Consider the following 12,854-nt stretch of genomic DNA (forward strand, 5'->3'; position numbering starts at 1 on the left):
ATATCAAAGTAGTGAGCATAATAAGTGTATTTACTTGATGCTGCTTTTTAAATTTTGTTCTTGTTGCCACGCCCACGTTGGTGATTTAGTCAGTAAGTTCCAGCGGTAACCCCAGTTGGGTGCATGCCATAATCGACTCGTTAGTTTTGCATAACCAGAAAAAAACACTTTCAACGGGTTTACACTATTTAGTTGAGGATGCACACCATAGGATACAGGTTCTTTTTCTTCAGCAAACGTGCCAAACATCTTGTCCCAAATAATAAAAATACCGGCATAATTTTTATCTAAATATTGCTTGTTAGTGCCATGGTGAACTCTATGATGAGAAGGCGTGTTAAATAGTGTTTCAATAGGGCGAGGTAGTTTTTTTACAGTCTCTGTGTGTAATAGGGTTTGAAATAATTGCACAATTATTTCAGCCAAGAAAATAATAAAGGGATGAAAGCCTAAAATGGCTAACGGTAAATGGAAGAATAAAGGAAAAAACCAATCCATAGGACCATGACGATAGGCCACTGAAATATTAAAGTGGGGCGAGCTATGATGTACCGTATGAGTTGCCCAACCAAAACCGTTCATGTGTAAAAATCTGTGTTCCCAATAATAAGCAAGATCAGCTAAGACAATACAGCAAAGAATCGTCCAACCAGTAAGGGGGAGCTCAGTCACTCTAAAGTTGTCATAGATATATAAAAACACACCTGCGTAAGCTGCGCCGACAATAGCCAGAATGATTATAAATAAACCTAAGGTGGCAAAGTTTGCAATACTATCGCCAAGGAAATTTTTGGTGAATTCTTTCTTTACGGCATAACGAAGACATTCGACAATAAAAAAGCCAATAGCAAGTACAAAAAACCAATCATTCATCCATACTTCTATGCCCCAAATCTCGTCAGGCGAAAAAATTCCAGTTAAAAAATCCATAGTATGCTCCTATTGGTACGACACAAATACTTGTGTAGTAGTTGTTTCGCCTTGTTGATTTAATGCATGCACTTCAAGTACGTACTCTTTTATTTTTTGGTGGTTTATCTTTTCCCAAGCGTCAGATAGCTGTGTTTTATCGTACTTATTTTCAGGTAATAATACAGAGTTATGACTGATATCAATGGAGTAGTGTTTATTAAACTGAGTCATTTCGTTTATATCGTAACCAATGGTTACCTCTGCTTGCTGATAGTCTTTAGAAATTTTCTGATATAAAACATAAACTTTTTTTGGCTGATATTTAAGGTGTTTGTGTAGTTTGGTACTGTTATTAAACTTTTGCCATAAAAGCTGAATATCAGCTAATTCAACTTGTTGGCGAATACCTGTGATATCAATGGACTCAGGTTTCACTGCCTTTGTTAGATTTACAATAGACGGTTCTTTTACTTCTTTTTGCACCTCTTGAATGATTTTTTGCGGCTGAATTGCATGCGCTATTTTACCTTGAAATAAGGCTAATCCCCAAAAAGTAGCCACGATAATAAAAGAAGTTAATATTGAATTGAATAAACTCATACGACACACCTAAACATAAATTATGTTGTGTAATTTACGTAACTAGTTATTGATTGTCAATATGAAAATTTAATGTTGTGTTGATAATTGTGAACTTAATAACATTGAGGTTTGTTTTAACTTATACATTTCATCAAACATCCCTAATGGTAATAGTGATTCACTCATTAAATAATTAGCGTAAATTCCGTAGGCAATGAGTTCGATTTTATCTTGTTTAACATTTGGGTATTGTGTTGAAAATTCATTGACAAGGTGCTGAATAAATTCTTGCATGATCTGTTTCTGATGAAGCTTGATTGTTACTAACCTTTTCGCTTCAGAAAATATCGCTTCGCCAATAATAGTATTGTTCATCATATCTTTACTACGGTTAGAAAAGATAGATTCTATGAGCGCTTCAACTCTGTTTGACGTAGGGAGGTATGTTAATAGCTCTTGCCATTGTTGCGTGTATTTACTTGTCCATCTTGCACTTAATGCACAAATTATATCATCACGATTACCAATGTAATGACGTAAAATAGTGCGTTTCATCTTGGCGATTTCTGCAATGTTTTCTAGTGATGTCGCTTGAATACCTTTATCTAAGATACATTGTTCTAGCGCATCTAATATTTCTTCTTTGCGTTGTCCTGCCATACTTGGCCTTGCCATAAACCTTCCCCAACAATAAGTTAACTTACCAGCAATAGTATAATAAATACCTTTAATTGTCACGTTGACAATTAAAGGTGAATTAAGGTAGTCTATAAATTGTCAGTATGAAAATATACGATAGTTCGATAGTAGTAAGGCAAGAATATGAGCAGAATAACTCAGCTATTAACTCTATTTACGTCAATTGTGCTGTTGGTGTGTAGAGGAGGTTTTGAGGTTAAAAGACCTCACATTTTAAATGCTGATGAATTGTGATGTTATTTGCTGAACTTATTATCTTAAGGAAACAAGGGATCCATGTTAGCGCTCATTTTAATAAATGTTTTTTTTGCGAGTGTATTATTCGTGTTTGTACTGATGCCAATCACATCAAATTGGTTATGGCTTGTGCTGATTTTTGTTTGGTGCTGGAGTGAAGGCATTATCGCCAAGAATGCTTCGGTTAAGTGGTGGCACATGCTGTTCGTTTTTATAGTGCTAGGCACAATTGAAGTTGTTGTTATCTCAGTTGTTAAAAATTAATTAAGGTGTTAAATATTATGACTATTTTTTGGCGTGTTGTTGGTGTTGCTTTGTTTTTGTGGGCTGCATGGGACATTTATTTTGGTTACACACTTTTGTATGACGTTGTTTATCGAGATCAAGAGCCAATGCTTTATTGGGTAGCCGTTTCTGGATGGATTATTCTGGGTATTAGCTGCTTCTTTTCTAGCGAGTAATAACAGCATTGTACTTTATTGAATGAATAGAGTTTGAGTAAAAGATAAGCCAACACTCGGTAGTGCAGCGAGTTAATACCCACAGCAGGTGATTGGTGAATAATTTGTCTTTTATCCATACAAGGTTAGGTTAATTGGAATCATTATTATGAAAATTTATTTTATCAAAGCCTCAACGGGTAGTGATTATTCAAAGTATAAAGCTGAAACTGGCGGGCCACCTCAGAATATTTTTGCAGCGGCGGCAGCAACACCAAAGCAATATCAAGTTGAAATGGCCGATGAGACCATTGGCATGAAAACCAATTTTGATTCTGATGCGGACTTAATTGTTATATTCGCGTCAACACCCGATGCCTACCGTGCGTATGAGATCTCACAAACATTTGTCGATAAAAGCAAAACGGTCATCCTTGGCGGCTTACACACAATGTTCAACCAAGATGAGGCATCAAAATATTGCCACGCGTTAATCATAGGTGAAATTGAAAACTATTGGGAAACACTGTTAGAAGATTTTCAACAAGGAATGTTGAAAGACATTTATCAAAGCCAAGCACCTCTTGATTTAAGTAGGCTTAACCCATATCCGACTGATCTAATCTCTCCCAAAACTTACAACTATACATGGTCAGTCGTTGTGACACGCGGTTGTCCCTTTAAGTGTGACTTTTGTTTGGTACATCAATTTTTTAATAAATTTCAAATGCGACCGATTGAAAATATCGTTGAAGAGTTAAAACATTTAAAGTCATTAGGCATAAAGTGGGTTGAGCTTCATTCAGATAATCTTACTCATAATCGAGACTATGCTCTGGAACTATTTAAAGCGATTGCCCCATTAGGGTTAAAGTTTTATGGAGAAACAACTGTCTTAATTGCAAGAGATGAAGAGTTGTTGCAGGCGGCAAAAAATGCCGGAGTAAAGGCACTATTGTTGGGCATAGAAACACCGTCAGTTGAAGCGTTAAAAGCACAGAAAAAGGGCTTTGTTAAACCTGAGAAAATGCAAAGCTATATGGAAATAATTAGAAAGTACGATATAGAAATTTGGGGCGACTTTTTGTTTGGCTTTGATGAACATACCTCAACTATCTTTCAAGAAACGGTAGATTTTGTGAAGGAAATTAAAGTGGATAAGGTTATTCCGCACTTTATGATCCCATTTCCAGGTTCGGAAACGTTTAAAAAACTTGATAAGGAAAATAGAATACTAACAAAAGACTGGTCGCAATATGATGGCAGCCACGCCGTGTACCAACCTAAAAATATGTCGACAGCTGAACTAGAAGAAGGTGTTTATTGGGTATGGACTAAAACGGCGAGTTTTATGGAAAAATTAAGATATAGCTTTTGACTGTTTATGCTGAAAAAATCACTGAAGTGAGCACCTTGAGTGCTCATTGCCCGCACTTAGCATTCATATTAGCTAACAGGCATGCCTTCACTTAGTTTAAAGCGGAATTAGCTTGTAAGTTCTCAGCGAGTAAGTCGATAAAACTTCTCACTTTAGCAGAAGAAAACTTATCTTCTCTGTGTACTATATTAATGGGTTTAGCAGGATATTCAAAAGTTTCTAATAGTATTTTAAGCTTATTATTTCTAAGTTCTTCAGCAACTTGATATGAAATAACTCGGGTTATTCCTAAGCCATTTTTTGCCGCATTAATTGCTGCCTGATTTGTCGTAACGGTCAATCTAGGATTGATCTTTACTGTTTGGTTTTGCTTATTTACCAGGAACTGCCAATCAGGGTTAAGGCTACCGGTATTCGCGGCAATGAGCGTATGTTGTGCCAGCTCTTGACAGTTTTTTGGTATACCATTTTTCGCTAAATACTCAGGAGAAGCAACAAGTATGAGCCTAACATTACCGACCTTTTTGGCGCGCATACTTGAATCAAGCAGTTCACCAATACGAATGCCAACGTCATGACCTTCTTCGAGTAAATTAACCACTCTATCTAAGAAAACAGCATTAACTTGTGTCTGCGGATAACGAACTAAATAGTCGGTGATAGTTGGCAATACGAACTGTTGGCCAAAAAGCACAGGGGCAGTGACACTAATTTTCCCTTGTGGGGTAGAGTTGATACCTAAAGCAGCTTCGTTAGCAATATTTACGTCCTGCAAAATTCTTTTTGCATCTTCCAAATAACGAGCGCCAGCCTCAGTCATTCTGACATAACGCGTGGTTCTATTGAGCAGTTTTACTTTTAATATTTCCTCTAAGTGCGCCACTGCTCTGGTAACGGTAGGAGCAGACATATTGAGACGTCGACTCGCAGCTGAGAAACCTTGCTCTTCAGCAACGGCAATATAGACCTTCATTAAGTGAAGTGTATCCATTGTGTGTCTCTCTACTGATTATTTCATTATTTGGAATAATCAATTGTAAATCATGCTTATTCTTAATTAAACCGTTTTGTTTCACAATAGCTTCATCGCTTGGTTACAGCATTAAATCTTCAGATGAGATGACAACAGCTAAGTGCGATATTGCAAGTAGTGAAGAGCAATATAGGAAAAAATCGTTGCTGAAAAGATAACCAGCAACATAATCAAGAACATGACGTTTAACTGTCAGTTTATATTTTATATTTTAATGAAAATAAGGAAGAACAATGAGTCGTATTAATTTAGTTACCCCAGAGCAAGCAAATCCAGAGCAAACAGAGCTTTATGCTGCCATCACAAGCCAACTTGGTATGGTGCCAAACTTCTTAAAAGTATTTGCTAACTCACCAGCAGCCTTAAAAGCATTTTTAGGTTTACACTCTATCGCTAACGAGGGAGAGTTAACGTCTAAAACTAAAGAGCGTATTGCCTTAGGTTTGGCTGAACAAAATGCCTGTGAATACTGTGTTTCAGCACATACTGCAATAGGTAAAGGGGTAGGTTTAACTGAAGATGAAATGGCTGAAAACAGAGCGGGTGGTAGTCAAGATGCACAAGCTGCTATCGCGGTTAAGTTTGCTCGTTCTTTAGCTGAGCATAATGGTGAAGTGACAACGGCTGAGTTACTAGAGATCCGTAATGCTGGTTATTCAGATGCTGAGATTGTTGAAATTATTACTCATGTAGGGATGAATATCATGACAAACATTCTGGGTAAGGCAAGTCGTGTCTCTATCGATTTCCCTAAAATCGCCCTGCAAAAAGCATCTTAGGATTAATAGTTCAAACGTACAAAGAGTTCGTTTGAACTATTCTAATTCTAAAGCTTTATTTATCAAAAGGTGATGGTTATCAAAATGCTCTAGTTATCTTCAAATATCATCTACTTAGTCTAATAATGAATTTAGTGATCCAGCAGGAGTCGAATCATGGCACATAAATACGCACAACTAGCCTTTACTGAGACAGTAAGAGCAATGCAGCAGGAGCAGAATAGTCGAGCAGGCTATGCCAGTATGGATCAAGGGGAGGATTATAATTTTCTCTTATCAGCTGTTGAAGCAGAGTTTATTGCCCAGCGAGATAGCTTATATATGGCAAGTGTTAGTGAAACTGATTGGCCCTATGTTCAACATCGTGGCGGACCTAAAGGGTTTCTAAAAGTGCTTGATGCTTCCACATTAGGTTTTGCGGATTATAAAGGTAATCGCCAGTATGTAAGTGCAGGAAACTTCCGCAATAATGATCGTGTTGCTTTAATTTTTGTCGATTATCCTAATAAACGTCGCTTAAAATTGATGGGGAGAATCAGTCAAGTAGCCGAAGATGATTGGCAAACACTTGCCAGTCTTGAAGATGATCATTATAGAGCTAAAGTAGAGCGTGGTTTCGTCATTAAAGTTGAAGCGTTCGATTGGAATTGCCCACAGCATATAACGCCTAGATATAGTGAAAGTGAACTTGAGTCGTTCATTACGCCACTAACTAATGAACTATCAGAAGTAAAAGCACAGTTGAAGTCGCAGCAGCTTGCCTTTTCATCGAATGAAGCTTCATCGCAAGACAGTTCATTACCAAAAGTAAGTTTCGCTGATTATCCGCAAATATCAGGGGAAGGGGAGTTACCGTTAGTTATTAGTGGCATTAGACAATTGACCCCACGTATTAGAGCTATTGAACTCAAACATGCCATGGGTGAAACCTTACCTGCTTTTGAGGCCGGTGCACACTTGGCGATACCTGTGGTATTAAGTGATGGAAAAATTACGCACAGACATTACTCATTATGTTCAAATCCGAGTAGAACTGATTGTTATGAAATTGCAGTACTAAAGCATCATAAGGATCTAAAAGAAGCTAATAAATCAAACTATAAAGAAAGTGATCAAAGTGGTTCTGAGCTTATCCACCAGCATTTCACACTTGGGCTCAGGTTAAACTGTTCACAACCTCAAAATTACTTTCCCCTCGAGCAGTCAACATCGCCTGTCATTTTGATTGCTGGCGGTATTGGCATTACACCTATTAAAGCGATGGCCTTAACATTAACAAGTCAGCAGCGTGATTTTTCATTGCATTATTGCGGTCGCTCAATTGATGAAATGGCCTTCAGTGATCGACTAAGCAGGCAACTAGGCGATAAATTACATTTATATGCGAGCGATGAAGGCAAAAAACTAAATCTTGATAAGCTATTAATTAGCGCTCCTGCGAAGGCACACTTTTATTTTTGTGGCCCACAAAAGATGATAGATCAGTTGCTTTATCTTGCTCAAAAGCATGGCATTGAAAGCAGCCGTCTGCATTTTGAGCGCTTTGAGCATAAGCTAGATGCTACGGCAAAATCCTTTATGTTAAAACTTAATCGCTCAGCAAAGCAATTCACTGTGTCTGCTCAAGAATCTGTTTTAGACGCGGTGCTAGCTCAAGGTATTAACGTACCTTACAGTTGCAAAACGGGCGAATGTAAAACGTGTGTTGTATCGGTAGTTAAAGGCAATATCATCCACAAAGATGAATGTCTAACCAACACCGACAAAGTAAATAAGCTTATGTGTCTGTGCGTCTCAAGAGCTGCTCAAGACACGTTAGAGTTGGATCTTTAAATAAGGAAAATTAATGAGTTTTAATAAGGGCGCAAGTTCCAACTTGCCAAAGAAAACAGATTAGTAAATCAGTCGAGCTTAACAGAATTAAGCTTATGGATGACTACTGCTTATCCAGTGTCAGGTCTTGAGTATTCAAAGTGGTTAATATGGCATTTTGAGTGATTTCAGACAAAGAAAAAGCCTGTATTATTTTTTATAACAGTTTCTTTTTATTAGTTAAATTTGCTAAAGAAACATATTTCAACTACTACTAATAAGCACTGTTAAACTTGCTTTGAGCATTTCTAACCAGTGAAATACTGTAACTATATTCATATAAAGTGTAAACATATGTAATAATTAGCAAAGTACGCAATATTTTAATGAAATATATCTAGGTAGGAATTATGAAATTTTTGGCCATTACTTTAGTCATCATGTCTTTTTCATCATCGTGTTTTTCGGCTGATGATGAAGAATTAATAAAAAAAGTTAATCAATTAGAAATAGAAATACAAGCGCTAAAAGATTCAGTTAGCTCTGCTGATAAAGAAGTAGATAAAGAAGTAGATAAAGAAGTAGATAAAAAAGAAGATACTGGCATTAAATTAGGTGGGGCAGTCAGGTTTCAGTATTCTTATGAAGACTATAATGATGACAATACCAGCCGAGGAGGCGATTTAGATTTTGATGTTTTCCGCCTTGATTTAAATGGTGAGGTTGGCGGGGTGATTTTATCTGCCCAATATCGCTGGTTTCAATATATGAACGTGATTCATCATGCTTGGGCTGGCTATGATTTTGATGAAAAATGGCAAGGTCAAATAGGTATAACACGAGTGCCGTTTGGTAACTTGAATTACAACTCACATAACTACTTTTTTAGTAGTAATTATTATGTTGGTTTAGAAGATGATTATGATGCAGGTATCAAATTTATTAGAAAAACTGATGAACATGATTTAAGGATCGCCTTCTTCTTTACAGATGAAATGGGTGGAATTGATGGCTACGTAGATGATAGATCTGATAGATATTCTTACGATATTGTTGGTGTTCGTGCAAATGATGAAGGCATTTATGACGAACCACAAAGTGCAGCTGCCGAACATAATACAATAAGTTTACGTTATGCTTATCAGTTATCAAATGTTGAACTGGGCTTCTCTTACTTGAGCGGTGATTTACGTGACTCAAGTTCGTCGATAGGTGAGCGAACTGCTTATGCTATACACAGTGATGCACAATTTGATCGCTGGAATGTAAAGCTACAGTATACCGACTATGAGTATGATTTTGATGAATACTCACCCTCAATTGCTGTTGGTGCTTATAGTTTTTATGATTCCATTCCAAGTGAGGCTAAGCTTTATACTGTTAATGTCGCCTACTTAAAACCTGTTGAGTTTGGACCTATTACCTCATTAAATTTTTATAATAATTATAATTTGATGACGGATAAATCGGGCGATTTTAATAATGACACCATTATGAACGTCTTGGGCGTCGCTATTTCAGCGGGTGGACTGTATACCTATGTTGATTTTGTTAGAGCAAAAAATCAGCCATTCGTCGGCGGCACCATGGCAGGCGATAGTGATGATTGGCAAACAAGATTTAATATTAATTTTGGTTATTACTTTTAAGCGTGCTTTTAAATATAAATTTAAAAGCAATTTTAAAGGTAAGGGTAAAAGCATAAATCATAGCGCTAGAGTCTAGAAATACAGCCTTAGCACCAAAATGTTAGAACCTAATTATAGGCAACTATCAGTTGCTACTAAAAAGTTAATATTCAATAAATTGAGTATTAACTTTTTTTATCACTATTCTTTATGTTAAAGCGCTAGCATGAGCTGGCCAAGTTCTTCAACGCCCCTTGTTGTCAATTGTTCTGCAATCTCTTTTTGTACTGCTTTGGATTTATTTTGACTGAGCTTAAATCTGCCTTCCAGATGAGTAATCGTGATACTAAAAATGGTAATAGCATTAAGCATTTTTTGGATGGCAATCGCTGGTGCTTCTTCTATTGACCAGGGTTGATTCATGTTGTTTTTCGATAGGCGTTGTTCGAAGTAAGCCGTACTTGCTGCCATATATTGATATTTATCATCAATATCTTTTATCTCATGAGCAGTACCTGATACATGTACTTTGGCATAATTCCATGTGGGTACGCTTTGCGCGCGGCTATGTTGTTTAGGAACATCCCGTGGTGATATGTAGGCATCGTCACCATGAAAAACTAATTGAAGAGCTACTGTTGGTGAGTGTTGGAGTAGTTCGGCTAATGGGTGTAGGTTACTCACATGAGCCGTAAGCGTACTTCTCACTAGTTGCTGTGTGTTAGTGTTAGTAGTCTTGAGAGAAAAGTGACAAGGAATATGACTAACGTCAATCTCTGAACCATGACTAAATATTAATGTGGCTAAAGGGTTACTCTCAATAATGTCATGATAATGGGTAATGTTTTTCTCGCTTGCTTGATAATGCTTAGCTGGGTACATGACTAAATTCCTCTTGGTTTTTTCCTGTGCTTAACAAGTGCTGTTTTACTTGAGGCCACTCATCATCAATGATGCTAAATAGGGCGCTATTTCTATAGTCACCATTAGGTGCACGACGATTTTTTCTTAAAACACCTTCAAAGTGCCCACCAATGCGGGCAATTGCTTGTCGAGATTGTTGGTTATTTTCATGAGTACAGATTTCAACACGTGCCATTTTTAAATGTTCAAAAGCGTGCTTTAACATTAAGTATTTTGCATGAGAATTAACGTAACTTCGTTGAAATTCAGGCGTGATAAACGTATGACCAACCTCAATGCTTTTATCTATATCATTACAACGGAATAAACGTGTTGAACCGATGACTTTGTTGGCTCTCTTATCAATGGTGACAAAGGCGATCTGTAAACCTTGCGTCATTTCATCGATCGCTTCTTTCATCCATGCCGATGCAATTTCTGGACTTTGACAACGATTTAATGGCATATGCTGCCAAACTTGTGGGTGATTTCCTGCTGATAAAAAACCATTTAAGTGTTGCAAACCCATTGGTTCTAATTTTATTAAGCTGGTTTCTAGCGTGATGGGTTTTAGTGTCGGTTGTAACATAAGTTGTTCCATAAAAGGTTAGGTAATAGTTGTTATTATGATTACCTTTGGTATAACTACTACAACCAGATATCAATAACTTGGTAGACCAGATTGAAAGCGTTAACGTTAAAAGTATTTTGTGAAAACTCAGATCCAAATAAACTGTCAGGGAAACAAGTAAAGTACTTGGCGATTGCTGATGCCTTGAGAAAAGCGATTAAAGAAAGTCATATTGCACCGACTGAAGCTTTACCTTCAGCGCGAAAACTGGCTCAGCAGTTATCGGTAAATCGTCATACTGTTATGGCGGCATTGGCTGAATTAGTGGCGCAAGGCTGGGTTGAAGCAAAAGAACGTTCAGGTTACCGAGTGGTAGCAAACCTGCCAATTCAAGGAAGTCGTGCCATAAATAAAATGGCGAAAACACCGCAAAGTTTTGATTGGAAATTTCGAGTAAAACAAAATTGTGCTGTTACGCCAAAAGTTAAAGCGAGCGAATATCCTTATAATTTCTCCGGTGGTCAACCCGATATCAGGAAGTTTCCTTTTGATGAGTTTAAAAGTCATTTTTCACAAACTTGCCAGCGTCCTAAAATTGATGATTTAAGTTACGGTGATAGTCGTGGAGAAGCTGAGCTTATTGAAGAAATAGCCAGATATTTACGACGCGTTCGCTCGATAACTGAAAAAGAATTGATGATTTGCAATGGCTCACAAGAAGCCTTGTATATGATTTCTCAGTTACTTTTACAACCTGGAGATAAAGTTGCAGTTGAACAACTAGGTTACCCGCCTGCTTGGGCTGCTTTTGAGCGCACGGGCGCGACATTAATTGCAATTAAACAAGATGAGCGGGGCATAGACCCTGAGCATTTAGCGCAAGTCTTTGCTCAAGGTAAGGTCAAGTTGCTTTATCTTACACCATTACATCAATACCCAACGACTGTCTCTTTAGATATCTCTAGGCGTATGCAAATCTATCAATTAGCGGTGCAATACGGTGTCGCCATTGTAGAAGATGATTATGATCATGAGTTTCATTATGATAGCCAGCCGATTGCACCTATGGCTGCTGATGATCCCGCAGGTTTGGTTATCTATATATCTACTTTTTCAAAACTGATGTTTGGTGGCGCACGTATTGGCTATGTTGTGGCAAATAATGCCTTAATTGAGCAAGTGGCTGCTTATAAAATGGTGATGAACCATAAGTGTAATGTCTTAGTTCAGCAATCTGTGGCTAAGTGGATGCAGCAAGGGGGCTTTGAAGGACATTTGCGCCGCATGACGCGCTTATATCAAAAACGTCGTGATTTTATGGTTCAACAGCTAAGATCCTATCAAGAACAAGGTCTACCGATACATTTCGAAGTACCTGCTGGCGGTATGGCAATATGGCTTGATACGGGTAAGTCGATTGTCGGGTTAAAAGAGAAGCTACTCGCACATCAAGTGTACTTACAAACTGAGGTAGAATTTTGTAGGTTTAAAGTGTTACCGGATGAGCTCACTAATAGCTTAGCGAGTAACTCAGCGAATAATTTACCAGAGAATTTACCGGAGAATATACCAAGCCATTTACCTAAGAAAGAATACCGCTTTATCCGGTTAGGATTTGCGGCAATGAACGAAGCAGAAGTTACCGAAGGGTTAGCTATTGTGATGAAGACTTTATACGGCTCAGACTATTAATAAGCTAACTACTCAAGCTTATTAATAAGTGAGTTAATCATAGAGTTAAAAAGAAGGTTAAGAAGTGAGTTGAAATAATAGTAAAGTCACAGCCTTAACTTATTTCAACTTCACTCCTGATTAATAGGAAAACTCTACACTTATACCAATTACATTAAATTTGTGATCTTGGTGTACGCAGGAAAGAT

Annotated in this window: 13 protein-coding genes; 7 read left to right on the forward strand and 6 right to left on the reverse strand. The window is 37.5% G+C overall.

The window, feature by feature from the left end:
- Window positions 1-30: 30 nt before the first annotated feature.
- The 3 genes from ESZ36_RS21250 to ESZ36_RS21260 form a co-directional block, all read right to left on the reverse strand.
- Complete coding sequence (locus ESZ36_RS21250; RefSeq protein ID WP_146791601.1) at window positions 31-930, reverse strand: sterol desaturase family protein; 900 nt, start codon at window positions 928-930, stop codon at window positions 31-33.
- Window positions 931-939: 9 nt separating this feature from the next.
- Window positions 940-1,512 carry a hypothetical protein gene (locus tag ESZ36_RS21255; RefSeq protein WP_146791602.1) on the reverse strand — a complete coding sequence of 191 codons (573 nt, stop codon included), beginning with the start codon at window positions 1,510-1,512 and terminating at the stop codon, window positions 940-942.
- A gap of 69 nt (window positions 1,513-1,581) precedes the next feature.
- The gene (locus ESZ36_RS21260) at window positions 1,582-2,169 is read right to left on the reverse strand and encodes a TetR/AcrR family transcriptional regulator (protein WP_146791603.1); all 588 of its coding nucleotides are present in this window, start codon (window positions 2,167-2,169) and stop codon (window positions 1,582-1,584) included.
- A gap of 300 nt (window positions 2,170-2,469) precedes the next feature.
- Here ESZ36_RS21260 and ESZ36_RS21265 point away from each other — a divergent pair, with 300 nt between their 5' ends.
- The 3 genes from ESZ36_RS21265 (at window position 2,470) to ESZ36_RS21275 (ending at window position 4,248) form a co-directional block, all read left to right on the forward strand.
- A complete protein-coding gene (locus ESZ36_RS21265; protein WP_146791604.1) occupies window positions 2,470-2,694 on the forward strand; it encodes a hypothetical protein in 225 nt (74 codons plus the stop codon).
- 17 nt (window positions 2,695-2,711) lie between these two features.
- Window positions 2,712-2,891: a hypothetical protein gene (locus ESZ36_RS21270; protein WP_211357837.1), complete on the forward strand. Its 180-nt coding sequence runs from the start codon at window positions 2,712-2,714 to the stop codon at window positions 2,889-2,891.
- 148 nt (window positions 2,892-3,039) lie between these two features.
- Window positions 3,040-4,248, forward strand: a complete 1,209-nt coding sequence (locus ESZ36_RS21275) for a B12-binding domain-containing radical SAM protein (RefSeq protein WP_146791605.1) — start codon at window positions 3,040-3,042, stop codon at window positions 4,246-4,248.
- 91 nt (window positions 4,249-4,339) lie between these two features.
- On the opposite strand, the gene ESZ36_RS21280 is transcribed toward ESZ36_RS21275, so the two are convergent.
- Complete coding sequence (locus ESZ36_RS21280) at window positions 4,340-5,239, reverse strand: LysR family transcriptional regulator (RefSeq protein ID WP_211357838.1); 900 nt, start codon at window positions 5,237-5,239, stop codon at window positions 4,340-4,342.
- A 275-nt stretch (window positions 5,240-5,514) separates the two neighbouring features.
- Between ESZ36_RS21280 and ESZ36_RS21285 the strand changes: the two genes are divergently transcribed.
- The 3 genes from ESZ36_RS21285 to ESZ36_RS21295 all read left to right on the forward strand — a co-directional run bounded on the left by ESZ36_RS21285 (window position 5,515) and on the right by ESZ36_RS21295 (window position 9,521).
- Complete coding sequence (locus ESZ36_RS21285; RefSeq protein WP_146791607.1) at window positions 5,515-6,060, forward strand: carboxymuconolactone decarboxylase family protein; 546 nt, start codon at window positions 5,515-5,517, stop codon at window positions 6,058-6,060.
- A gap of 156 nt (window positions 6,061-6,216) precedes the next feature.
- Window positions 6,217-7,893, forward strand: a complete 1,677-nt coding sequence (locus ESZ36_RS21290; RefSeq protein WP_146791609.1) for a 2Fe-2S iron-sulfur cluster-binding protein — start codon at window positions 6,217-6,219, stop codon at window positions 7,891-7,893.
- Between the two features lie 389 nt (window positions 7,894-8,282).
- A complete protein-coding gene (locus ESZ36_RS21295) occupies window positions 8,283-9,521 on the forward strand; it encodes a porin family protein (RefSeq protein WP_170235913.1) in 1,239 nt (412 codons plus the stop codon).
- Between the two features lie 192 nt (window positions 9,522-9,713).
- Here the strand turns inward: ESZ36_RS21295 and ESZ36_RS21300 are convergent, their stop codons facing one another.
- A complete protein-coding gene (locus ESZ36_RS21300; protein WP_146791611.1) occupies window positions 9,714-10,382 on the reverse strand; it encodes an FMN-binding negative transcriptional regulator in 669 nt (222 codons plus the stop codon).
- Window positions 10,369-10,992, reverse strand: a complete 624-nt coding sequence (locus tag ESZ36_RS21305; RefSeq protein ID WP_146791613.1) for a GNAT family N-acetyltransferase — start codon at window positions 10,990-10,992, stop codon at window positions 10,369-10,371. Before ESZ36_RS21305 ends, ESZ36_RS21300 begins: the two co-directional genes overlap by 14 nt.
- Window positions 10,993-11,085: 93 nt before the next feature.
- Here ESZ36_RS21305 and pdxR point away from each other — a divergent pair, with 93 nt between their 5' ends.
- Window positions 11,086-12,666 (forward strand): MocR-like pyridoxine biosynthesis transcription factor PdxR, encoded by a 1,581-nt coding sequence (gene pdxR / locus ESZ36_RS21310; RefSeq protein ID WP_211357839.1) that lies wholly within the window; start codon window positions 11,086-11,088, stop codon window positions 12,664-12,666.
- Window positions 12,667-12,854 lie beyond the last annotated feature (188 nt).

This window comes from Colwellia demingiae, from assembly GCF_007954275.1.
Classification (GTDB): Bacteria; Pseudomonadota; Gammaproteobacteria; order Enterobacterales; family Alteromonadaceae; genus Colwellia; species Colwellia demingiae.

What these genes read in the sequence shown, in the direction of transcription:
- ESZ36_RS21250 (WP_146791601.1), bottom strand. Translation starts at nt 930, where the DNA reads ATGGATTTTTTAACTGGAATTTTTTCGCCTGACGAGATTTGGGGCATA.
- ESZ36_RS21255 (WP_146791602.1), bottom strand. Translation starts at nt 1,512, where the DNA reads ATGAGTTTATTCAATTCAATATTAACTTCTTTTATTATCGTGGCTACT.
- ESZ36_RS21260 (WP_146791603.1), bottom strand. Translation starts at nt 2,169, where the DNA reads ATGGCAAGGCCAAGTATGGCAGGACAACGCAAAGAAGAAATATTAGAT.
- ESZ36_RS21265 (WP_146791604.1), top strand. Translation starts at nt 2,470, where the DNA reads ATGTTAGCGCTCATTTTAATAAATGTTTTTTTTGCGAGTGTATTATTC.
- ESZ36_RS21270 (WP_211357837.1), top strand. Translation starts at nt 2,712, where the DNA reads ATGACTATTTTTTGGCGTGTTGTTGGTGTTGCTTTGTTTTTGTGGGCT.
- ESZ36_RS21275 (WP_146791605.1), top strand. Translation starts at nt 3,040, where the DNA reads ATGAAAATTTATTTTATCAAAGCCTCAACGGGTAGTGATTATTCAAAG.
- ESZ36_RS21280 (WP_211357838.1), bottom strand. Translation starts at nt 5,239, where the DNA reads ATGGATACACTTCACTTAATGAAGGTCTATATTGCCGTTGCTGAAGAG.
- ESZ36_RS21285 (WP_146791607.1), top strand. Translation starts at nt 5,515, where the DNA reads ATGAGTCGTATTAATTTAGTTACCCCAGAGCAAGCAAATCCAGAGCAA.
- ESZ36_RS21290 (WP_146791609.1), top strand. Translation starts at nt 6,217, where the DNA reads ATGGCACATAAATACGCACAACTAGCCTTTACTGAGACAGTAAGAGCA.
- ESZ36_RS21295 (WP_170235913.1), top strand. Translation starts at nt 8,283, where the DNA reads ATGAAATTTTTGGCCATTACTTTAGTCATCATGTCTTTTTCATCATCG.
- ESZ36_RS21300 (WP_146791611.1), bottom strand. Translation starts at nt 10,382, where the DNA reads ATGTACCCAGCTAAGCATTATCAAGCAAGCGAGAAAAACATTACCCAT.
- ESZ36_RS21305 (WP_146791613.1), bottom strand. Translation starts at nt 10,992, where the DNA reads ATGTTACAACCGACACTAAAACCCATCACGCTAGAAACCAGCTTAATA.